Source organism: Pseudarthrobacter sp. J1738 (genome assembly GCF_050490315.1).
In the GTDB taxonomy this organism is placed as follows: domain Bacteria; phylum Actinomycetota; class Actinomycetes; order Actinomycetales; family Micrococcaceae; genus JBNPEO01.
This window is the reverse complement of the sequence record NZ_JBNPEO010000003.1, coordinates 392,891-415,438: the sequence shown is the minus strand read 5'-3', so window position 1 is coordinate 415,438 and position 22,548 is coordinate 392,891. Positions and strand designations below refer to the sequence as shown.

The window sequence follows — 22,548 nt, the reverse complement described above, 5'->3', positions numbered from 1 at the left end:
GCTGTTTTTGTACGGAAGCTACTGAAGTCAAGAGGCAACTATGCCGGAGCCGGAGAAGATTCATGAGCCACGACCTGAGCACAACTGCGGGAAAGATTGCCGACTTCCGCGAACGTCAGGCACGGGCGGAGCAACCCTCCGGTCCGGAAGCGATCGAAAAGCAGCACGCACGCGGTAAAAACACAGCTCGTGAACGCATCGACATGTTGCTCGACGAAGGCTCCTTTGTGGAGTTTGATGCACTGGCCGTGCACCGCTCCACTGCCTTTGGTATGGAGAAAAAGAAACCGCTCGGTGACGGACTGGTCTCCGGTTACGGCACTGTTGATGGCCGGCCGGTAGCTATTTACAGCCAGGACTTCAGCGTCTACGGCGGTTCCTTGAGCCAAGTAAACGGCGAGAAGATCGTTAAGGTTCAAGAGTTTGCGCTGCGCAACGGCTGCCCAGTAGTAGGCATTCTTGACGGTGGCGGCGCCCGCATTCAAGAGGGTGTTGCTTCCTTGGCGATGTTTGCGGATATCTTCCGCAACAACGTGCACGCCTCCGGTGTGGTGCCGCAGATCTCGATCATTATGGGCCCGTCCGCTGGTGGCGCGGCCTACTCCCCTGCTCTGACCGACTACGTGGTGATGGTGGACAAGACCTCCCATATGTTCATCACCGGCCCTGACGTGATCAAGACTGTGACCGGCGAAGACGTCGATATGGAAACTCTCGGTGGTGCACGTCAGCACAACGCCACCACTGGTACTTCTACCTACCTCGCCTCAGATGAGTCAGACGCCATCGACTTTGTTCGAGAGCTGCTGGACTTCTTGCCGTCCAACAACTTGGCCGAGGCCCCCGTCCTGGAACACGATCAGGAGCTGGAGCTCAACGACGCTGACTTGGCTCTGGATGAATTGATCCCGGACTCGGCTAACCAGCCCTATGACATGCGCAAGGTCATCGAACAGCTCGTCGATGACGCACACTTTTTGGAGATGCAGTCCCTCTATGCGCCCAACGTCCTCATCGGTTATGGCCGAATTGAAGGCCACACGGTAGGCATCGTAGCCAATCAGCCCATCCAGTTCGCCGGGACACTTGACATTGCCGCGTCGGAAAAAGCAGCCCGTTTTGTGCGCCACTGCGATGCCTTCAACGTACCGATCGTGACGCTCGTGGATGTGCCTGGCTTCTTGCCTGGTAAGGACCAAGAGTTCCAAGGCATCATCCGCCGCGGCGCCAAACTCCTGTACGCCTACGCTGAAGCCACTGTCCCCAAGCTCACCGTTATTACCCGCAAAGCTTACGGCGGAGCTTACATCGTGATGGGTTCCAAGAAGCTCGGTGCAGACTTAAACTTGGCTTGGCCCACAGCCCAGATTGGTGTGATGGGCGCACAGGGCGCCGTCAACATCTTGTACCGGCGCGACCTTGCCGCAGTGGCCGAGGCTGGTGGCGACGTTGAAGAACGCCGCGCTGAAGTGATCCGGCAATACGAAGAAGAACTGCTGAACCCCTACCAGGCTGCGGAATTGGGCTATGTTGACGCGGTGATTGCCCCCTCGCAGACGCGTGCGCAGATCATTCGTGGACTGCGGGCACTTCGCGACAAGCGCGCCAGCTTGCCGGCCAAAAAGCACGGAAACATGCCGCTGTGAGTAGGAACAAGGAAGCTAAAGACGGGCCCGACGGCGGGACCCCAGCTCCCCTTTTGCAGGTCACCAAGGGCGAACCGAACGCTGAAGAGCTGGCGGCTCTTACCGCCGTCGTTCTGGCCATTGGTGCCGATGAAACTAACGGCGACGCTGGCAGCAGCCAGGGCCAGGCCCGTTCGAGGAGCTGGATTCGACGGGCGGCGCTACGTTTGGATCCCCGACCAGGACCAGGTTCTTGGCGGCGCAGCCGGGGCTAAATTCCCCGCGCTTCGGAGGTGAAACTTCCGTGGGCGCCCTCGCATCACGGCCCGCGGATTTGTCCCAGCCGATGGCTAAGTTCCGTGCTGACGTCCTCGCGTGGATCAATCAGGACGATGATGCTGCCGGGGAACGCGTTCACCTAGCCGTTGCTGCTCAACTGGTCCGCACCGTGGTGTTTCTAGAGGGTTTGAGTGATCTTGCTGCCGTTGAAGTAATGGCGGCTGGTTCTGGATTGGACGTAGACCACGCGGGTGTTTGTTTTTTGGACATTGGTGGTGCCACAAACATTGGGGCGTTTATGCCTTACTTTGCCCCGGATGCGTTGAACCTCCGGTTGGCAGGTTTGGTGGACCACGGCGAATACGGTTTTTTTGCTCGCGCTTTGGAACGCGAGGAACTCGGTGCTGGCCACACCATCAAGGAGCTCTCGCGGCTTGGCTTTTTTGTGTGTGACGCGGATCTTGAAGATGAACTGATCCGGTCCCTTGGTGTCAACGCGGTAGAAAATGTGTTGGCCCAGTATCAGGACCTTGAACGTTTCCGAATGTTTCAAGCTCAACCAGCACAGCGCGGACGGCCCGCCACCGCGCAATTGCGCCGCTTTATGGGTACCACCAGCGGACGCAAGATTGACTACGGCGCCCACCTAGCCCAAGCACTTGAACCCCATAACTATCCGGCTCCACTCAAAGGGCTTCTTGAATTTCTTAGCTCCCCTACCTCGGCCGCAATAGCCCGGGAGACTTACTGATGCTCAGGGAATGAGACTGAGCGCTCACTTAGAGCCGATAGGTCCTGGTTCCGGAAGCTTCGGGGACGAATAGACATCTTGCACCGGGTTCAATGGAGTGCGTGCGTTCAATGGAGTGCGTACGTTCGCTTGAGTGCGCTGCAAGATAGGCTGCTGGCACCTCTGCGGTGAGCCGAGCTCCGCTGGTGACTTCAACGCCACTAACGGCAATCAGCGAGCCCTGGGGTTCGAGGTCTTCTATCAGCACCGAGTACCCTGCCGCATGGTTGCTGGTGCTGTTTTTTTCGGCACCGCTAGCTTGCGGATACACGGCCACTGAGGATGCCGGAAAAACCGTAGCCCAAGCTGCTCCATCGAGTTCAGATCTGATGAAGTTTAGCCCGGCCAATCGCGCTGTAAAGGGGTCAGCGGGAGTCTCAAAAAGTCGTTGGGTTAGTCCTTGTTCAACAATGTGACCCGCCCTCAGGATCACTGTGTAATCAGCGAGCATCAGTGCATCGAGCACCTCGTGGGTGACCACAATGGCGGTTTTGGCTGCCAGCACGGATCGCAATAATCGGCGAATCTGGGGTGTGGCTGCAACATCCAGTGCTGCCATGGGTTCATCGAGCAGCATCAGTTCAGGTTCGGCTGCCAGGGCCCGCGCAATGGCTACCCGTTGGGCCTGACCGCCGGACAACTCGTGAGGCCGCCGGGCCGCCAACGCTTCCACCCCGGCTGCGGTGAGCCATTGCCCAGCTTGCTTCCGCGCTTGCTCACGCCGCACCCCGCTGCTTCGGGGCGCGAATGCCACGTTGTCCAGCACACTGAGGTGCGGAAAGAGCCGAACATCCTGGGTCAGAAGAGCAGTGCGACGCCGATGCACCGGCACCGCTGTTCCAACGCCAACGAGGGGAGTTCCGTTAAGGCTCGCCTGGCCGCGGCTTGGCCGTAGGAGACCGGCGATAAGCGCCAAGAGGGTCGATTTGCCGGAGCCGTTTGCCCCAAGCACAGCCACCGTTTGACCCGGTTTAACTCGCAGTGCTACTTCGAACCCTCGTTCATCAAGCGCTGCATCAAATTCCAAGCCCTCCCCGGTCCGGGGAGCTTGAGCAGCTTGGGAAATCAACGTGCACCAACGTTCGCAAACGCTGATTTCCGTGGCACCCGGTGCACCAGCGCCACCACTATGACGGCGATGACCACTAGCAAGACCGACAGTGCCACTGCAGCGTCGGGATCAGTCTCACGTTGAAGGTAGATCTCCAAGGGCAGTGTGCGGGTAGTGCCTTCGAGACTTCCCGCGAACGTGAGTGTGGCACCAAACTCCCCCAGGCTCCTTGCGAACGAGAGCACGGCTCCAGCGAGCAATCCCGGAAACACCAAGGGCAACGTGATGCGCCAAAAAACGCTGCGCGGGCTAGCTCCCAAAGTGGCAGCTGTGGCTTCAAAGCCGCTCCCGGCAGTTGTGAGGGCTCCTTCAACGCTTAGCACCAGGTAGGGCAGTGCAACAAAGGTCTGGGCAATCACCACCGCTGTGGTGGAAAAGGCAATTTGAACGCCCAACACCTCGAGACTATGTCCTAAAAGACCTCGCCGCCCAAAGGTGTACAAAAGGGCCAATCCACCAACCACCGGCGGCAAAACGAGCGGCAAAAGAACAAGCGCCCGCAACACAGATTTGCCACGAAAATTGGTGCGCGCGAGCAACGCTGCCAGTGGGACACCTAGCACCAGGCATAACAATGTACTGGCCAAAGCCGTCCGGATACTCAACCACAGTGCGGTGACGGAGCTGGGCGATGACACCAAGGAAACGAAGTTTCCCCAGTCCACACGAGCTGCCATTGCCGCTGGCGGCAAGATCAACAGAACCACTGCTAGGCCGCCCAGCAGAAATACCCAGAGCGGCGGTTCAGCCAACCACTGTTGAGTGCCGCGCTGGCCGCTCAGTTTGCTGCCTGGGTCGCGGCTGTTCTCAGAACTACGCCGATTGCTTAGCTGGCTACCTTGCCGTTTGCCGTGCACATCATCCCGCCCGGCCTGAGAGATTCTGCTCCCCCGGTTGTTGCCGCTTGCCTCGACACTTTTTGGTGGTGTCCTCATGGTGCACCGAAACCTGAAGTCTTGAGGATTCGCTGACCTGACGCACCGCTGACGTAGTTAATAAATTCCTGGCTTGCTTCAGGATTTTTACCGCCCTGAACAGCCGCTATTGGATAGGTGTTGATTGCTTGCCCAGCCTCGCTGAAGTCGATGGCCGTTACTTTCCCGCGAGCTGCCAAAGCGTCAGTGACGTACACCAACCCAGCATCGGCGTCGCCCGCTAGGACCTTGCCCAACACATCGCTGACATTAGATTCTTCGCTGACCGGCTTGATCTTTACAGCAGCGGCCTTTTCCACACGTTTGGCCGCGGAACCACATGGAACTTGCGGAGCGCAGAGAACCACCTGAGTTCCAGGTTTTGCCAAGTTCGCGAGTGAATCGACGTGTGCAGGATTGTCCAGCGGAACCACTATCTGCAGCTTGTTGGTGGCGAAAGGAACGGCCGAAGATACCAATGACTGATCAGCGAGTTTGGTCATATTTGTTTGGTCTGCCGAGGCAAAAACATCCGCCGGCGCGCCCTGAGCAATTTGGGTCACAAGACTCGACGAACCGGCAAAGTTTAGGGAGACGTGGACCCCTGGGTGGGCTTGTTCAAACGCGGCAGCAATCTGCGTAAAAGACTCTTTCAGAGACGCCGCAGCAAAAACCTTCAACTCACCAGAAGTAGCGTTTTGGGTAGCCGGTTCGCCGCACGAGGACAGGATCGCTACCGAAACGATGGACGCTGTAAGTACGGCAGCTGAACCCACTCGCGTGTGCGTCTTGGACCCAGCGGAGTTCGATTGAATCGCGCTTGAGTCAAAAGCCCTTAATTTAGCGCCCTTGTTGCGCACGGGGAGCTTCCAGAATGACGTTGGTTGCTTTGATCACAGCCACAGCGACCGATCCTGGCTTGAGGCCCAACTCGCGCACTGCCTCGGTGCTGATCAGCGAAACGACTTGGTGCGGTCCGCACTGAATTTGCACTTGAGACATCACCTTGTCCGAGATCACTTCTGTCACAAGTCCCACAAACCTGTTCCGTGCCGATTGGCTCATCGCCGAGGGGTCATCTGGCAAGACCGCATTGGCCTTCGCCAGTTCAGCCAGCGACACAGCGTCAACCTCAGCTGGCCCGCGATGAGCTTCGTTCCCGGCACTGCCAGGTTTGCCTGGATCTCCGGGCTCGGCTGCATCACGGGACTTGTCTGGAACATGGGATCTAAGCGACCCGTTCTCCACCCAACGGCGAATAGTGTCGTCACTGACTCCAAGGAACACCGCTGCGTCCTTGATTTTGATTCCGGCCATAGCGTTCAGACTACCGCCAGCGCACCGCCCTTGGAACGCATCTGCGGATATATATCTAAAAAGAACCCGCAAACACGGGTCGAACTGAAAGTCCTTTCGGTGAGACAGCGCTCCGGCTAGGCTCTTGCGAGTGACTACAGATTCCGCCTCGCACACTCGCCCAGCAACAGCCATCGACGACGCAGCCGAGGCGTACACCGCCCAGCTGATCGAGCTCACCCCCACTCTCGCCACCATGCTTGGCCTACCCGGTCACGAGCAGGAATACCCGGATTACTCACCGGCAGGTGGCGAACAACTGGCACAACTGGCTCAGGACACCCTGGCCACGCTGGATACCCTCACCCCCGTTGACGATGTAGACCACGTTACGGTCGCGGCAATGCGGGAGCGCATGGGCTTGGAGGTAGACCTCCACCGGTCTGGCTGGGCTGATGCCAACCTGAACAATATTGCGAGCCCTGCCCAAGACATCCGTGCCATCATCGACTTGATGCCACAAAAATCGGCTACAGACTTTGGTCACATTGCCGGACGACTGGCAAACATCCCAGCCGCCCTGGCCGGCTACAAAGAGTCACTGCTCGCGGCCCGCGAGCGCGGCCAAGTAGCCGCCGCACGTCAGGTGCGTACCGTCGTCGAACAGTCCACTGCATACGCTGGCAACGAGGGATTTTTTGCCACCTTGGCCAGCGGCGCCCGTGCGAATGGTGACGAACTTGAGCAGACCCTGCAGGCAAAGCTCGACGCCGGTGCTACCGCCGCCCGCGCTGCATACCAAGACTTAGCCCGGTTCCTGGAAGCCGAACTCCTCCCGCACGCACCCGAAAAGGATCCTGTAGGGCGCGAACGCTACTCCCTGGGCTCCCGCACCTTCCTTGGCGCGGAGGTGGACTTGGACGAGACCTATGCGTGGGGTGTTCACGAGCTTGCTCGGATTATTGCTGCCCAAGAAGAAGTGGCAAACACCATCAAGCCCGGCGCCAGCATCGCAGAGGCCAAGGAGATCCTGAACAACGATCCGCAACGTCAGCTCCACGGCACAGAAGCACTGCAAGAGTGGATGCAGAAACTCTCCGACAAAGCCGTTTCGGAGTTGGTAGACGTCCACTTTGACATCCCGGAGCCCATGAAGCGGCTTGAATGCCGGATTGCACCGACTCAAGACGGCGGAATTTACTACACCGGCCCCTCCGACGATTTTGAACGTCCGGGCCGGATGTGGTGGTCAGTCCCGCCAGGCGAGGACCAATTCACCACGTGGTCAGAAACCACCACCGTTTTCCACGAGGGTGTCCCCGGCCACCACCTGCAGGTTGCCACTGCAACTTTCCTTCGCAGCAGCCTAAATGCATGGCGCAGAAACATTTGCTGGGTCTCCGGTCACGGTGAAGGTTGGGCACTCTATGCCGAAAAGCTCATGGATGAGCTGGGTTATTTGTCCGATCCTGGCGATCGGATGGGAATGCTCGATGCTCAGCGTATGCGGGCGGCCCGTGTGGTTTTCGATATTGGTGTGCACTTGGAACTAGAAGTTCCCAGCGAGTGGGGCGAAGGAACCTGGACAGCAGACAAGGGCTTGGAGTTCTTGCGCAGCAACCTAGATATCAGCCCTGGTCAATTGAACTTTGAGTTCACCCGCTACCTCGGCTGGCCCGGCCAGGCCCCGTCCTACAAGGTGGGCCAACGGTTGTGGGAAGAAATTCGTGCAGAACTTGCCGAACGTGAAGGGGCAGACTTTGATCTGAAGTCCTTTCACTCACGCGCACTTGGCCTCGGCTCGCTAGGGCTGGACGTACTCAAGACAGCTCTCCTCGGATAGGCTCTGAAATATGTTGATAGTTACGTCAAACGAAATCCCCGGACACCGTATTGATGCAGTCTTTGGCGAAGTTATGGGACTGACCGTGCGTTCACGCGACATCGGTTCCCAAATGCTCGCCGGCTTCCGTTCCTTGGGTGGCGGTGAACTTCCTGAAATGACTCGCGCGCTCTACGAGAGCCGCCAAGAAGTGATGGCCAGAATGGTTGCCGAGGCACAACAGCGCGGCGCCAACGCCATTGTGGCAATGCGTTTTGATACCTCTGAAATGGGTACTAACTGGACTGAAGTGTGCGCTTACGGCACCGCAGTTTTTGCCATTCCGTTGCGCGAGGGCGAGCCCGGAGCCACCGGCCAGTCGGCCTACTTGAGTAGCCAAGGTGCCCAGCAATCTGGGCAGTCGAGCTCGGTCCAGCAGTCCCAGGCGCCTCAACATACCGAAGAACAGCAGCAGCTTCACCAGCAACAGCCAGGTCAGCTCTAGTGGCAGCAGGCACCTCGCCCGCCACTCCGGTACGCCTGATTCTCGCTTCAAAGTCTCCGGCCCGCGCGAAGCTTTTGACCGAAGCCGGGATCTACCACGAGATTTTGGTCTCCGAGGTGGATGAGGACGCGGCAGTTGCCGCGCACGGACCGGCTGATTCGGCGCAGACCGCCCTGTTGCTAGCGCGAGTGAAAGCACTTGCCGTGGCAGCACGGCCCGAGGCTCAAGGCGCCCTAGTGCTGGGCTGCGACTCCGTCTTTGAATTTGAAGGCGAAGCCCACGGCAAGCCGTACACTGCCGAAGTGGCCATCGAACGAATCTCCCGGATGAGTGGGAAAAGCGGTGTTTTGCACACAGGCCATTGGTTAGTGGACTGCCGCGATTCAGTGCAAGAGCCTGCACAGGGCAAATCAGTACCGGAGGATACAGTCCCCGCCGGGGCCGGCGCGCTCAGTTCTGCCACGGTGAATTTTGTCACCATGCTCGATTCGGAGATCCAAGCGTATGTAGCCACCGGAGAACCTTTGCATTGCGCAGGGTCGTTTACTATCGACGGCCTGGGTGGAGCTTTTATCGCTGGAGTAGAAGGTGATCCTCACGCCGTCGTAGGTTTATCCGTTTCAACGCTGCGTGAGCTCCTCACAACTACTGGCGTTTCCCTCCCGGAATTGTGGCGGTACACGGCCTAGTTGTAGCTTCCCTACAAAGAATTGGTTATGTGCACGCGGAAGTCGCTCACAATATGGGCGTAACCACCAAAGCCGTAATAGGCTCCTTGCAGTATTGAAATATAAGGAGAGCCCGCCCATGAGCCAGCTGAGCAAGGTGCTGATCGCCAACCGTGGCGAAATCGCAGTCCGCGTGATTCGCGCCGCCCGGGACGAAGGCCTTGCCTCCGTCGCTGTGTACGCAGATCCGGACCGTGACGCCCTGCACGTCCGCCTTGCTGACGAGGCATACGCCCTCGGTGGCAACACCGCCGCAGAGTCCTATTTAATGATGGACAAGCTACTCGACGTGGCCCGCCAATCGGGAGCAGACGCTGTCCACCCGGGCTACGGTTTTTTGGCTGAAAACGCCGAATTCGCGGCCAAGGTCATCGCCGCTGGACTGACCTGGATTGGTCCCTCCCCCGAAGCGATCTCGGCCCTTGGCGACAAAGTTCAGGCCCGCCACATTGCGGAGAAGGTTGGCGCACCCTTGGTGCCTGGCACGTCAGACCCGGTGGAGAGCGCAGATGAAGTGGTTGCTTTCGCCAAGGAGTTCGGTCTCCCGGTAGCTATCAAGGCAGCCTTTGGTGGTGGTGGCCGCGGTATTAAGGTGGCACGCAACCTCGAAGAAATTCCTGAGCTCTACGAATCCGCAGTCCGTGAAGCCACTGCCGCATTCGGTCGCGGCGAATGCTTTATTGAGCGTTTCCTCGACGCTCCGCGCCACGTAGAAACGCAATGCCTTGCAGACGCGCACGGCAACGTTGTAGTGGTCTCTACTCGTGACTGCTCGCTCCAGCGCCGCAACCAAAAACTGGTTGAAGAAGCACCCGCTCCGTACTTGAGCGAAGACCAAGAGCGCCGCTTGTACGAATCATCCAAGGCAATCCTCAAAGAGGCCAAATACTTGGGCGCCGGAACCTGCGAATTCCTCGTTGGCCAAGACGGAACCATCTCCTTCCTCGAGGTCAACACTCGTCTGCAAGTCGAGCACTGCGTCTCCGAAGAAGTGACCGGTCTAGACCTAGTCCGCGAACAATTCCGCTTGGCTCGTGGCGAGGAATTGGGCTACGGAGACCCCGAGGTTCGTGGCCACTCCTTCGAATTCCGCATCAACGGTGAAGACCCGGGCCGGAACTTTATGCCAGCCCCTGGCACCGTGGAAACCATCACTTTCCCTACTGGCCCGGGCATCCGTGTGGACTCCGGTGTTGAAGCTGGCGAAGTGATCAGTGGGAACTTCGACTCAATGCTCGCAAAGCTGATCGTTTCAGGATCCACCCGCCAGCAAGCCCTTGAACGCTCGCGCCGCGCCTTGGCCGAACTTAAAATCACCGGTATGCCTACCGTGGTCCCGTTCCACGCGGCAGTGGTTGAAGATCCCGCGTTCGCCCCCAGCGAGGGCCCGTTTACCGTGCACACTCGCTGGATAGAAACAGGCTTCAACAACACCATTCCGGCTTGGACACCTAGCGGAACCGGCACCACCGATTCCGAAGGCACCGAACGCCAGACGGTGGTTGTTGAAGTTGGCGGCAAGCGACTAGAAGTGAGCCTGCCAGCGAGCCTTGGTTCGATTTCCAAGGCGCCAGCCAAATCGGCGAAGGCCAAAAAGCGCAGCAGCCGTTCCGGTGGTGCTTCGGCGGCCACGAGTGGCGACGCGCTGACCTCCCCCATGCAGGGCACCATCGTTAAGGTGGCCGTGGCAGATGGTGACGTGGTTGCTGAAGGCGATCTCGTGGTTGTACTTGAAGCAATGAAAATGGAACAACCGCTCACTGCTCATAAGGCCGGAACCATTAGTGGCTTGAGTGCCAAGCCAGGCGAAACAGTGACCGCTGGCGCCGTCCTAGCAAGCATCACTGACTAACCGTTCTAAAGACGGCAAACACAAAACCTCTGAAGTTGCGGCTCAGCCCCGTTGCAGGTGCTGGCGGTTTAACTCGGCGAGTTCCTCATCAGAGAGCTCATCCATACGTCGAGCGTCGGCACGATCGGAGCGCTGGACGCGGATCATCATCAATATGATGAGCGGAAGGTCCGGCACCGATCGCATCACGGTTCAATAGTCAAAAGCCCGGCCCACCGCTTGGGTGTGCCGGGCTTTTGACTGACTATTAACCGACTGCTTTTTGCAGCTTTAGGCCACGTTGTTCTCGAAGTCGACGTTGCTCGTCTCACGAGTGAGCAAGAGTGCCACAATCGTCAATACTGCAGCGATCGCCAAGTAGATACCAACCCACATGGTGCTGCCGCCGCCAACCTGCCACAGGGCGATGGCCACAAACGAAGCCGGGGCTGCACCGATAACACTCGACAAGTTGTACGCGATGGCCGAGCCCGTGTACCGCACGTTGGCTGGGAACAGCTCGGGCAGGATCGCCGCCATCGGACCGAAGGTCAGGCCCATGAGGGTGAATCCAACGATCAAACCGACCATGGCAGCACCCGTGCCCGGACCGAACATCAGGGTCCAGGCCAGACCGAAGACTAGGATTCCGCCGGAAACCCAAAGCAAGAACTTGCGGCGGCCGAACTTCTCAGCCAGCGGTCCGGAGACCACGGTGAAGATGCCAAAGAAGACAACGCCCAGAATCAACATCCACTGGAACTGAGTACGGGCGATGCCCAGACCAGGAACAAACGACGCAGCGTCAAAGGCCTTGTGCGCCTTAGCAGCCGCCGCGGCTGCAGCCTCAGCGGTAGCAGGTGCGGTGCCGTAGGTCAGCGTAAACGACGTCATGAGGTAGAAGAGCACGTAGGTGGCCAGCATGATGAAGGTTCCGGCCAGAACAGGACGCCAGTGGTACTTGAAAGTCACAGCCAAAGGCAGCTTGGCGACCTTCTCTTCTTTAACCACGTTCTGGAAGGAGATGGACTCTACAAGCTTCAGACGGATGTAGAGACCCACGGCCACCAGCACGGCCGAGATGATAAACGGCACACGCCAGCCCCAGGCTTGGAACTGCTCTGGGGTCAGGCCCAACTGCAGACCCACAAAGATCAGGTTGGAAATAATAAAGCCGATCGGTGCGCCCAGCTGCGGGAAGGTGCCCCAAATGGCACGCTTTCCTTCCGGAGCGTTCTCAGTGGCCAACAATGCAGCACCGGACCACTCACCGCCGAGGGCCAAGCCCTGACAGAAGCGCAAGATCACGAGCATCAGCGGAGCCAGGACCACAAATCCGCCGGTAGCTGCCGGGAGGAATCCGATGAGGAAGGTAGCAATACCCATGGTTAGCAGCGAGGCAACCAAAGTACCCTTGCGGCCGAACTTGTCGCCGAAGTGGCCAAACAAAATGGAGCCGAGAGGGCGTGCAAAGAAAGCCACACCAAAGATCGCGAAGGAGCTCAGGATTGCGTTGATGTTTGTGGCGTTGGGGAAAAACAGGGTGGGAAATACGAGTACCGACGCCGTGGCGTAGGCATAGAAGTCGTAAAACTCAATGGTGGTGCCGATCAAGCTGGCGAAAATTACGCGACCCTTGGTATTCGCTTTAGGTGCTTTCGCTACCGGCGTCGGTGATGGCGTGGGAGTCATGATGGGCTTTCGTTCCAGCCCGCCAGCTTCAACGATGAGGCTGCCGGGGCGTTGAATTGATGGTTCAACTTTAGTTCCCACCGTCCACCAAGTGGACAATCTGTCCATTATCTGGACACTTGTTTGTTTTTTGTCTCTGTCTCTTCACACCCCGCCCAGAAGTGCGTTAGTGGCCGAACAGGTTTCAAAGCTCTAACAGCACTAAATTACCCGGGATAGGGAAAAGTCACACGCCGTTTACACGCGGCGGCATCCCCGGAAACGCGGACTTCCTAGCGTTGGAGTACACCCAGCAAGGAGGACCCGTGACGGTACAACAGGGCGATCAAGCCCAACAACAGCACACAACGGCCCATGCCGATCTCACCACCACACTGCAAAACCGGCCAGGCCGGTGGATCACCAACTGGGACGCTGAGAACACCACACAGTGGGAAACCGAAGGCCGCGCCGTAGCGAGGCGCAACCTCAACTGGTCCATCTTTGCCGAGTTCTTGGGCTTTGTGGTGTGGCAATTGTGGTCCATTGTGGTGGTTCAGCTGCCGGCCGCCGGCTTCAAGCTGGATTCCAACCAAATGTTCTGGCTCATCTCCACCCCAAGCCTCGTGGGCGCCACATTGCGCATCCCCTACACCTTTATGGTCCCCAAATTTGGTGGCCGCAACTGGACAGTTGTCTCAGCCCTTTTGCTTTTGATCCCCTCGATCGGGCTGGCATTATGCGTTTCCAACCCACAAACACCCTTTGGCGTTTTGGTATTGGTAGCCGCGTTGGCTGGTTTTGGTGGCGGCAACTTTGCCAGCTCCATGGCTAACATCACCTTCTTTTTCCCGGCTCGGGAAAAAGGTTGGGCGCTCGGACTGAATGCCGCAGGCGGAAACCTCGGTGCCGCCGTCGCGCAGTTGATTGTTCCGGTAGCCATCACCGTCCTCGCCGCTGGCACTGTGAACCTGCCGATGGCTGGACTCATCTGGGTTCCGCTGATTCTGGTGGCCGCCTTCGGTGCCTACAAGTGCATGAATAACCTGACCAGTGCCAAAGGTGATGTAGCCGGCACGCTCGCGGCCCTCCGTGAACCGCACCTGTGGGTCATGTCTTTCCTCTACATCGGAACTTTCGGCTCGTTTATTGGTTTTTCAGGCGTGTTCCCCAAGCTCATCAAGGACTACTTCCCCGAATTTTCCTCCATCCATGTTGGCGCAGTCGGCTTGTCCTTGGCGTTCCTTGGCCCACTGGTTGGCTCACTCGCTCGTCCCTACGGCGGCCGTATGGCAGACCGCCGTGGCGGCGCACGGATGACAGTGACGGCCCTCGCGGCCATGGCAGCGATCACCCTGGCCATGGTGTGGACTCTGCCTTTGAAGAACTTCTCCCTATTCCTTGTGCTGTTCTTAATGTTGTTCACGGCCAGTGGCTTCGGAAACGGCGCCACGTACCGCATGATCCCAGTCATCTTCGCGACGAGCAGCAAGGCGGCCCGCCGTGGTGCCGCACCAGAACAGACCGCCCGTCTTGCTTCCTCATCTCTGGGGCTCATCTCCGCCATCGGTGCCTACGGAGGCTTTGTGATTCCCCAGGTGCTCAACGCTTCAAACACCGTGAGCGGCTCCTACACTCCGGCTTTTTACGGTTTTGTCGGCGCCTACGTGGTCATGTTGATCGTTTGCTGGGTTTGCTACTTGAATCCCGCCCGGCGCGTTCACATGGGTCACGTCTAATGCCAGCTGCTACCAACACCCATTGCCCATACTGTGCCCTGCAATGCGCAATGACACTAACAGCCACCGCTGTAGATCCCACCGGCACTTCGGCAAAGAGCACTGCTGGCACTGGCTCAGTGCTGGAAGTATCCGGGCGTGAGTTCCCCACCAATGGCGGCGGCCTGTGCCGTAAGGGGTGGACCTCCAGCCAGCTGTTGCAGCACCCGGACCGGCTGACCACTCCCCTGCAGAAAGGGCCCGACGGCGTCCACCGGCCCATCAGCTGGGACGTGGCACTTGAACTGCTAGCCTCCCAGCTCAAGCGCAGCAAGGAGATGCACGGTGCAGATTCGGTGGGGGTTTTTGGTGGTGGCGGTCTGACCAATGAAAAGGCCTACATGTTAGGAAAGTTCGCCCGGGTAGCTTTGGGGACCTCACGGATCGACTACAACGGCCGGTTTTGTATGTCCTCTGCTGCTGCCGCAAGTAACCGCGCCTTCGGTATGGACCGTGGGCTACCTTTCCCGGTAGCGGATTTGGGCCGAGCCCAGGCAATTCTGCTGCTCGGTTCAAACGTTGCCGAAACCATGCCACCCTTTATGCGCCACTTACAGTCGGCGCGCGACGCCGGAGGGCTAGTGGTGGTGGATCCGCGAACTTCCGCTACGGCTAAGTTCACCCACGACGGTGCAGGGATTCACCTCCAACCGCTTCCCGGCACGGACTTAGTGCTGCTCTTGGGGCTAGCTCACGTAGCAATTCACGAGGGGTTGGCGGACCTGGACTATCTTCACAACCGCACCCACGGTTTTGAACAAGTTCAGGCCAGCGTTTCCGAGTTTTGGCCCGAACGCGTTGCCTCAATCACTGGCGTCCCTGCCACCCAGTTGCGCGAAACAGCTCGACTCCTTGCAACGGCAGCACGGGGCCGTGGCTGCTACATCCTCAGCGGCCGGGGCGTTGAACAGCATACTGACGGAACGGACACCGCCACAGCTGCCATCAATTTGGCCCTGCTATTGGGACTGCCCGGCACTGCCACCAGTGGCTACGGCACTCTCACCGGTCAAGGAAACGGCCAAGGTGGACGCGAACACGGTCAAAAGTCAGACCAGTTACCCGGCTACCGGAAGATCACCGATCCCGCGGCGCGCGCCCACATGGCCAGTGTGTGGGGTATCAACGAAGCTTCAATCCCCGGCCCAGGGCTTCCCGCCGTCGCTCTTCTCGAGTCTTTGGGAAAAACTGATGGCGTCCGGACGTTTTTGGTCCACGCAGCGAACGTGGTGGTCTCAGCGCCGAACAATCTAGCGGTGCTGGAGGGGCTCCGCAGCTTGGACTTCCTAGCTGTCTGTGACTTTTTTATGTCCGAGACGGCTGCCGAAGCGGACCTTGTTTTGCCAGTACTTCAATGGGCTGAAGAAGAAGGCACCATCACTAACCTTGAGGGCCGCGTCCTGCGCCGTCGTCGGGCAATTACCGCTCCGGAAGGTGCCCGCAGCGAGCTGTGGATCTTCGCTCAACTGGCCGATATGCTCGGCGCCCCCTCAACATTTAGTGAGGAACCTCGCGTCGTCTTTGAAGAACTTCGGGCGGCATCAGCTGGCGGCATCGCTGACTACTCTGGCATCACCTACGAGGCCCTGGACGCTGGCGAGGCTGCCTACTGGCCCTACGGCGAGGCCGGAACTGAGAGCAGCGGCGGGACACCACGGCTGTTCCTAAACAATTTTGCTCACAGTGACGGGCACGCGGTTTTGGTGCCGGTCAAGCCTCGGCGGACCGGCAACAACGCCCCGCGTGAACGGCGGCTTGCCCCGCGGCGCCAGGGCACCGCGGCGAGTGAAAGTAAACTATTCCTTGCTACCGGCAGGCTCTTGGAGCACTATCAGTCCGGGGCGCAAACCCGCAGAGTGAGTGAATTACTGGCCACCAAGCCGGAGACTATATTGCAGATTCACCCCGAAACGGCTGCCGCCCGGTCCATTGCCGACGGCACTTGGGTCAGTGTCTCCAACGGTCGCGGCGAAGTTCAGTGCCGTGCGCAACTAAGTGCCGACGTTCGTCCTGACACAGTCTTTTTACCGTTCCACTTCCCCGCTTTGGGTAGCGCTAACCGTCTCACCAGTTCCGCTACAGACCCGATCTCCGGGATGCCCGAATTTAAAACCTCGGTGGTAACCGTTGAGGCCCTACAGGACTCCAACCGTGCCACAACAAGTCCGCCGTCTGCCGAAAGTGTAGGTGTTTTCTGATGACCGCTGATTCAACTCCGTGGGGCCAGCCGGGGCCGGAACCATCCAGCACGGGCCCGAGGGCGCGTGCCGCACTGCGGATTGTGGTGGTGGGTTTTGGGCCGGTGGCCGCCCGTTTGGTTGATGAACTACTCCCAGCGGTGTCCACCGGTTCAATTCACCTGACGGTCATCGGTGAAGAGGAAGAAGCCGCCTACAACCGGGTTCTGGTAGCCGATCTTGGCGTTGGCCGCACTACGGCAGAGGCTCTACAGCTCACGGACCCCAAAGAACTGCTCACCTCCGGTGTGAACCTCATCCGCAATCAGCGGGTCACCCGGGTGGACCGCGCCCGCCGTCGGGTCCTCTTGGCCAATGGGACAACGTTGAACTTTGACCGGCTGGTGCTGGCTACCGGTTCCAAAGCCGTCATTCCGAACCTCACCGGGCTAAACCCGGACCCGCGCAACCCGGGCCTGCCACAAGGTGTGACCACCTTGCGAACTTTGGCGGACGCTGAGGTTCTACGCAGCGCCGTATCAGCGGGCCGGAGGGTCATTGTTTTAGGTGGCGGAATATTGGGCCTCGAAGCTGCCATCGCAGTGGCCGAAGAAGGGGCAGCTGCAACTCTGGTTTTCAACGGTCCCCACGCCTTGGGGCGCAACATTGACCGCGGTGGCGGAAGCGTATTAGGCGATGCCCTCAGAAATTCAGGCGTTGCCCTCTCCGCAAACGCCCGCTCCACGGGCGTTGAATGCGACCCTCAAACGGGCGCCTTTAAAGCCTTGATCCTGGAAGCTCAAGAAGGAAAAGCCGAGTCGATCGAGGGAGACCTGCTCTTGCTCTCCTGCGGCGTCCGGCCCAACATTGAGCTCGCCGAAGGCGCAGGGCTGCCCACCGCTCGCGGAATCCTGGTGGACCACCGGCTGAGAGCTCACCATGAACCGTCAATTTATGCCATCGGCGACTGCGCCGAGGTTCGCTGCCCTGAGGCTAAGTGTGCCGAATGTTTGCACTCCCCCGGGCCCACTGGACTCATCGGCCCCGCCTGGCGGCAAGCCGAGTGGCTCGCCCAAGAACTCCTGAGTGCTTGCGCTGGCATCCTGGACGTGCCTGGGGAACCACAAGAAAACATTGCCCCCGAGCGCCCCGCGCTGATCCTGCTCAAAGCCCGCGGTGTGAACTTGGCCTTGGCCGGTCAAAACATGATTGACCCTTGGGACGCCGAAGCACTCAGTGCAGGAACAGCGCCCGGACAGCCGCCACTGAGCGTTTCACAATGGGCAGATCCGGAGCACGGGCGCTACGTCAAAATGACCACCCGTGCCGGCGTCCTCGAAGGCCTGGTCTGCGTGGGTATGCCCCGCACGGCCTCGGAGCTGGTGATGCTCTTTGAACGCGGCGCAGAGCTCCCCGCTGACCGTTCGCTACTCTTGCGCCTCGATGGCGCAGCAGCAAGCATTCCAACACCCGGCGGTGGCTCAGCTTCGCTGAATGATCCGGCAGCGACAGTTTGCCGGTGCGCCGGAGTGAGCGTCCAAAAAATTGGCGAAGCCGCCGCTCAGGGCTGTTCCTCAGTGGCTGAAATTTCTCGAGCTACCCGCGCCGGAACCGGGTGCGGAGGATGTCACTCGGACATCAAAACCATCATCGAACAGCACTTTCAACCCACCGCTGCTTAGGCACAGCTTGGCCTCTGTTGGCCATTGAACAGCGACACGCCACGGCACTCTACATGTGAACGTGCAGGCTACATGTGCACGTGCAAGCGCCGGGCAGCCTCAGAAATTGAACCGCTCAGCGAGGGGTACACGGTGAAGGTGCTGGCGACGTCGTCTACGTGAAGCTTTTGCGCCACAGCAACAGCGATCGGGAAGATCAACTCAGACGCGTTCGGGCCAACTACCACACCACCGATCACGGTGCCTGAACCCTTACGAGCGATAATCTTCACAAAGCCGTCTTTGTGATTGCGCATCTTGGCGCGGGCATTGGACTGCAGTGACAGCTTCACCACATCACCCTGATACTTACCAGCGGCCAGATCAGCCTCGGAAACACCCACAGACGCGATTTCCGGCGAGGTGAAGATGTTGGCAGCAACCTGCTTGATACGCAGCGGCTTCACACCGTCACCCATCAAGTGGGCAATCGCTATGCGGCCCTGCATGGCAGCAACTGATGCCAAAGCAAAAACACCGGTGCAGTCACCCGCAGCGTAAATGCCGGGCGCGGTGGTGCGGGAGACGCCGTCGACCTTTACATGGCCACTCTCGGTGAGTGCCACACCGGCCTCTTCAAGACCAATACCGGCGGTGTTCGGAATGGAACCAACGCAGACGAGGCAGTGGCTGCCGGTCACGGTGGAGCCATCACCTAGGGTCACCACAACGCCGTCCTCGGTGCGTTCAACCGTTTCTGCGCGCGAACGGCCCAAAACCCGCACACCGCGGCGTTCAAACACTTCTTCAAGTACCTCAGCAGCGTCTGAGTCTTCGCCCGGAAGCACGCGGTCACGGCTGGAAATCAATGTGACTTTGGAACCCAAACCGTTGTAGGCCGAGGCGAACTCCGCACCGGTAACGCCCGAACCTACAACGATCAACTCTTCGGGAAGTTCTTCGAGGTTGTAAATCTGCGCCCAGTTGAGGATTCGTTCCCCGTCTGGACGTGCTGTGGGCAGTTCGCGCGGGTGGGCACCAACAGCCAGCAGGATCGCGTCCGCTTCGATGGTCTCCGTGCCTTCAGCGGTGAGAACTTCAATGGTTTTGTTGTCCAGAAGTTTCCCGGAGCCGATCAGTACTCGCACCCCTTGGTGCTCCAGACCGGACTGAATGTCCCGGGACTGTTCGCGAGCTAGGCCCAAAAGCCGGTCATTCACTTGCTTCAGGTCAGCGCGCATGGTCGGGACGCAGTCACCGCCGTCGACGTCAAACTTCACGCCCAGCGCACCCGCCTCACCTACACGGGTCATCAGATCAGCCGTAGCGATCAGAGTTTTTGAGGGAACAACGTCCGTCAGAACTGCGGAACCGCCGAGTCCGGCGCGTTCGATAATGGTGACTTTGGCGCCGAGGGATGCTGCAACAATTGCCGCTTCATAACCACCAGGCCCTCCACCGAGGATTGCAATACGGGGGACAGTGAAATCAAGTTGGCTCGTCACACGATCCATTCTCGCCTATGTGCAGGTGCACTTCCACTTCAGGCGGGTTCCGGGTGATGAAAATCCCAGCAATTGACGCACAAATCGGAGTTACCCGGGCAGAGTTACTGTGCATTCGGCGTAAACACGGGTACCTTGATCCGGTGACTATTTCTGAGCCTTTTGACGCCGCCCAAGCCGCCGCAGACTACATCGCCGCCCAAACTGGCGTAGCGCAGCACGACGTAGCCCTGGTTTTGGGGTCAGGTTGGGGTGAATCCGCAGAGCTGATTGGCGGGACCACTGCAACACTAAATGCGGCAGACGTGCCCGGGTTTTCGGCTCCAGCAGTAGTGGGTCACACCGGCACCATTCGCTCTGTTCTCACCAAAGAAGGTAAGCGCGCTCTGGTTCTCGGCGCTCGTACGCACTACTACGAAGGCAAAGGCGTGCGCGCTGTGGTTCACGGAGTCCGTACCGCTGCAGCCGCCGGTTGTAAAACACTTGTCCTGACCAACGGTTGCGGTGGCCTGAATGAAAACTGGGCGCCGGGAACACCCGTCCTGATCAGCGACCACATCAATCTCACGGCCACTTCCCCGCTCGAAGGTGCCACCTTTGTTGATCTGACTGACCTGTACTCCTCACGCCTACGCGATCTGGCCAAGTCGGTTGACCCTACTTTGGACGAGGGCGTTTACGCACAGTTCACAGGTCCGCACTACGAAACCCCGGCTGAAGTTCAGTACGCCAAGCGCATCGGCGCAGACCTCGTGGGCATGTCCACCGCTTTGGAAGCGATTGCCGGCCGTCACGCCGGAATGGAGGTGTTCGGCATCTCCTTGGTGACCAACCTGGCCGCCGGAATCAGCCCCGTACCGCTGAGCCACGCCGAAGTTCTCGAAGCTGGCGAGGCTGCAGGACCACGGATCTCCCGTTTGCTCGCAGACATCATCGCCAAGCTCTAGTTCACTTGCACAGCGACTCCCACCCGATTTGAGGATAGTTTTAGAGCTATGACGCTTCCAGACGCCGACGTACTGCAACTGTGTAACGACGCCCTCGAGTGGGCTTCCCAGGACCCGGATCCGGCCACCGCCGCTGAGCTCAAGGCCCTTGTTGCCAGGTCGGCGGAAGATCCGGCCGCGCTCCAGGAGCTTCAGGACAGTTTCTCAGGTACCTTGCAGTTCGGAACAGCTGGTCTTCGGGCAGCACTGGGCCCTGGTCCAATGCGTATGAACCGTGTGGTGGTGCGTCGCGCCGCAGCGGGGTTGGCAAAGTTTCTCACCGAAAAAGTGAACGACGCCGAAACCTCCGATGCACGTACGGCGCCACGCGCCGTCGTCGGTTTTGACGCTAGATATAACTCAGACATTTTCGCTGAAGAAACGGCCGCAATTTTTACCGCGGCCGGGATCCAAACGTTTCTGATGCCGTCCGCGCTGCCCACACCGTTGCTGGCCTACGCGGTGCGATCCTTGGACTGCGACGGTGGCGTCATGGTGACAGCAAGTCACAACCCACCCCAGGACAACGGCTACAAGGTGTATCTGGGCGGCCGCGCTGTGGAAGAGAGCGGCCGTGGTTCACAAATTGTGGCACCGTACGACGCTGAAATTGCAGCCCGCATTGAAGCGGTTGGTTCCTTGGACAGCATCCAGCTCGCGGAGGAAGGGTGGACGGTTCTGCCCGAATCCATTGCCTCTGAATACCAGGCCGCGGTGGCTGGCTTGGCTGAAGCCGAGCGCTTCCCGTCGCGGGATTTGAAGATCGTTTTGACGCCAATGCACGGGGTGGGCGGTCAAACCGCGATCAACGTTTTGGCGGCTGCCGGATTTACCGACGTTAGCTTGGTTGCTGAACAGGCCGAACCGGATCCTGACTTCCCCACCGTGGCATTCCCTAACCCGGAGGAACCTGGCGCGCTGGATTTGGCACTCGCAGCGGCCGCTGAGTTGGACGCGGATAGCGTTCTGGCCAATGACCCTGATGCTGACCGCGCAGCTGTGGCGGCGAAGGACCCTGCCACGGGCGAATGGCGAATGCTCCGCGGCGATGAAGTGGGCTCTTTGTTGGGTGCTCACGTGGTGGCCCGGCTGGCTAACGGTACTTCAAACGAAGCTGCTATCGATGGTGCCGGCATTTCCACTGGTGCATCCTCTGGCCAGGTTCCGGAACTCAGTGGCGACGCCGAAACCGCCTCGAACGGCGTTTTTGCCAATTCGATCGTTTCTTCGCGTCTACTGGCGCGCATTGCGACCGCTGGCGGCTATTCACATTGCGAGACTCTCACTGGGTTCAAGTGGATTTCCCGTGTGCCCGGGCTCGTTTACGGCTACGAGGAAGCTCTGGGCTACTGCGTGGCGCCCGATCTAGTTCGCGACAAAGACGGTATTTCCGCTGCAGTGTTGATTGCCGAGCTTGCAGCCGAAGCAAAGGCTGCTGGAAAAACGATTTTTGACACCCTGGATGAGCTCTACTTGTTCCATGGCCTGCACGCGAGCGACCAGCTCAGTGTTCGAGTGGCAGATTTAGGGCTTTTGGATGCCATGATGAACCGTCTGCGCGTGGCACCGCCACAGTCGTTCGCTGGCTCTACAGTTGATGTGTTTACTGACCTTGCCGAAGGTACCGAGGAGCTACCCCCCACTGACGGGCTATTGTTTATAACCCGCGACAATACACGGGTCATCATTCGTCCCAGCGGCACCGAACCGAAGCTCAAGTGCTACCTAGAGGTCATCCGCCCGGTGGGCTCCTCAGCAGAGTTACCTGCCGTACGTCAAGACGCCCGGGAAGCGCTCGACGCCGTACTTGAGGACGTGCGCGAAGCTCTCGGTTTGTAGGTACTTCGCTAGCTGGTGGCTGGCTCAACG

The 22,548-nt window shown here is 59.2% G+C and carries 19 protein-coding genes; 12 read left to right on the top strand and 7 right to left on the bottom strand.

Annotated elements, in window-relative coordinates; all coding sequences use genetic code 11:
- Nucleotides 1-62: 62 nt before the first annotated feature.
- The 3 genes from ACQR35_RS07695 to ACQR35_RS07685 are packed head-to-tail and all read left to right on the top strand — an operon-like array spanning nt 63 to nt 2,655.
- Complete coding sequence (locus tag ACQR35_RS07695; RefSeq protein WP_430267003.1) at nt 63-1,646, top strand: acyl-CoA carboxylase subunit beta; 1,584 nt, start codon at nt 63-65, stop codon at nt 1,644-1,646.
- Nucleotides 1,643-1,900, top strand: a complete 258-nt coding sequence (locus ACQR35_RS07690) for an acyl-CoA carboxylase subunit epsilon (RefSeq protein ID WP_430267002.1) — start codon at nt 1,643-1,645, stop codon at nt 1,898-1,900. Before ACQR35_RS07695 ends, ACQR35_RS07690 begins: the two co-directional genes overlap by 4 nt.
- A gap of 29 nt (nt 1,901-1,929) precedes the next feature.
- The gene (locus ACQR35_RS07685; RefSeq protein ID WP_430267001.1) at nt 1,930-2,655 is read left to right on the top strand and encodes a TOPRIM nucleotidyl transferase/hydrolase domain-containing protein; all 726 of its coding nucleotides are present in this window, start codon (nt 1,930-1,932) and stop codon (nt 2,653-2,655) included.
- A gap of 28 nt (nt 2,656-2,683) precedes the next feature.
- Here ACQR35_RS07685 and ACQR35_RS07680 read toward each other — a convergent pair whose 3' ends face one another.
- The 4 genes from ACQR35_RS07680 to ACQR35_RS07665 form a co-directional block, all read right to left on the bottom strand.
- Nucleotides 2,684-3,763: a sulfate/molybdate ABC transporter ATP-binding protein gene (locus tag ACQR35_RS07680; protein WP_430267000.1), complete on the bottom strand. Its 1,080-nt coding sequence runs from the start codon at nt 3,761-3,763 to the stop codon at nt 2,684-2,686.
- A complete protein-coding gene (locus ACQR35_RS07675; RefSeq protein ID WP_430266999.1) occupies nt 3,760-4,740 on the bottom strand; it encodes an ABC transporter permease in 981 nt (326 codons plus the stop codon). The genes ACQR35_RS07680 and ACQR35_RS07675 overlap by 4 nt, the downstream gene beginning before the upstream one ends.
- A complete protein-coding gene (modA, locus tag ACQR35_RS07670) occupies nt 4,737-5,495 on the bottom strand; it encodes a molybdate ABC transporter substrate-binding protein (RefSeq protein WP_430269691.1) in 759 nt (252 codons plus the stop codon). The genes ACQR35_RS07675 and modA overlap by 4 nt, the downstream gene beginning before the upstream one ends.
- A 64-nt stretch (nt 5,496-5,559) precedes the next feature.
- Complete coding sequence (locus ACQR35_RS07665) at nt 5,560-6,036, bottom strand: TOBE domain-containing protein (protein ID WP_430266997.1); 477 nt, start codon at nt 6,034-6,036, stop codon at nt 5,560-5,562.
- Between the two features lie 130 nt (nt 6,037-6,166).
- Here ACQR35_RS07665 and ACQR35_RS07660 point away from each other — a divergent pair, with 130 nt between their 5' ends.
- The 4 genes from ACQR35_RS07660 (at nt 6,167) to ACQR35_RS07645 (ending at nt 10,922) form a co-directional block, all read left to right on the top strand.
- Nucleotides 6,167-7,858, top strand: coding sequence for a DUF885 domain-containing protein (locus ACQR35_RS07660; RefSeq protein WP_430269690.1), 1,692 nt, complete (start codon nt 6,167-6,169; stop codon nt 7,856-7,858).
- Between the two features lie 10 nt (nt 7,859-7,868).
- Complete coding sequence (locus ACQR35_RS07655; RefSeq protein WP_430269689.1) at nt 7,869-8,342, top strand: YbjQ family protein; 474 nt, start codon at nt 7,869-7,871, stop codon at nt 8,340-8,342.
- Nucleotides 8,342-9,031, top strand: a complete 690-nt coding sequence (locus ACQR35_RS07650) for a Maf family protein (protein ID WP_430269688.1) — start codon at nt 8,342-8,344, stop codon at nt 9,029-9,031. The genes ACQR35_RS07655 and ACQR35_RS07650 overlap by 1 nt, the downstream gene beginning before the upstream one ends.
- A 118-nt stretch (nt 9,032-9,149) precedes the next feature.
- Nucleotides 9,150-10,922 carry an acetyl/propionyl/methylcrotonyl-CoA carboxylase subunit alpha gene (locus ACQR35_RS07645; protein WP_430266993.1) on the top strand — a complete coding sequence of 591 codons (1,773 nt, stop codon included), beginning with the start codon at nt 9,150-9,152 and terminating at the stop codon, nt 10,920-10,922.
- A gap of 42 nt (nt 10,923-10,964) precedes the next feature.
- Here the strand turns inward: ACQR35_RS07645 and ACQR35_RS07640 are convergent, their stop codons facing one another.
- Together ACQR35_RS07640 and ACQR35_RS07635 are read right to left on the bottom strand one after the other, a co-directional pair.
- Nucleotides 10,965-11,111: a hypothetical protein gene (locus tag ACQR35_RS07640; protein WP_430266992.1), complete on the bottom strand. Its 147-nt coding sequence runs from the start codon at nt 11,109-11,111 to the stop codon at nt 10,965-10,967.
- Between the two features lie 81 nt (nt 11,112-11,192).
- A complete protein-coding gene (locus tag ACQR35_RS07635; protein WP_430269711.1) occupies nt 11,193-12,593 on the bottom strand; it encodes an MFS transporter in 1,401 nt (466 codons plus the stop codon).
- A 374-nt stretch (nt 12,594-12,967) separates the two neighbouring features.
- Here ACQR35_RS07635 and ACQR35_RS07630 point away from each other — a divergent pair, with 374 nt between their 5' ends.
- The 3 genes from ACQR35_RS07630 to ACQR35_RS07620 are packed head-to-tail and all read left to right on the top strand — an operon-like array spanning nt 12,968 to nt 18,209.
- Nucleotides 12,968-14,311, top strand: a complete 1,344-nt coding sequence (locus tag ACQR35_RS07630; protein ID WP_430267039.1) for an MFS transporter — start codon at nt 12,968-12,970, stop codon at nt 14,309-14,311.
- Nucleotides 14,311-16,548, top strand: coding sequence for a molybdopterin oxidoreductase family protein (locus tag ACQR35_RS07625; RefSeq protein ID WP_430269687.1), 2,238 nt, complete (start codon nt 14,311-14,313; stop codon nt 16,546-16,548). The genes ACQR35_RS07630 and ACQR35_RS07625 overlap by 1 nt, the downstream gene beginning before the upstream one ends.
- Nucleotides 16,548-18,209, top strand: coding sequence for an FAD-dependent oxidoreductase (locus tag ACQR35_RS07620; protein WP_430269686.1), 1,662 nt, complete (start codon nt 16,548-16,550; stop codon nt 18,207-18,209). The genes ACQR35_RS07625 and ACQR35_RS07620 overlap by 1 nt, the downstream gene beginning before the upstream one ends.
- 68 nt (nt 18,210-18,277) lie before the next feature.
- On the opposite strand, the gene ACQR35_RS07615 is transcribed toward ACQR35_RS07620, so the two are convergent.
- Nucleotides 18,278-19,702: an NAD(P)H-quinone dehydrogenase gene (locus tag ACQR35_RS07615; RefSeq protein ID WP_430266989.1), complete on the bottom strand. Its 1,425-nt coding sequence runs from the start codon at nt 19,700-19,702 to the stop codon at nt 18,278-18,280.
- Nucleotides 19,703-19,749: 47 nt separating this feature from the next.
- Here ACQR35_RS07615 and ACQR35_RS07610 point away from each other — a divergent pair, with 47 nt between their 5' ends.
- Nucleotides 19,750-20,640, top strand: a complete 891-nt coding sequence (locus ACQR35_RS07610) for a purine-nucleoside phosphorylase (RefSeq protein ID WP_430266988.1) — start codon at nt 19,750-19,752, stop codon at nt 20,638-20,640.
- 48 nt (nt 20,641-20,688) lie between these two features.
- Entirely contained in the window at nt 20,689-22,518 is a 1,830-nt protein-coding gene (locus ACQR35_RS07605) for a phospho-sugar mutase (RefSeq protein ID WP_430269685.1), read from the top strand.
- The last annotated feature ends 30 nt before the right edge of the window (nt 22,519-22,548 follow it).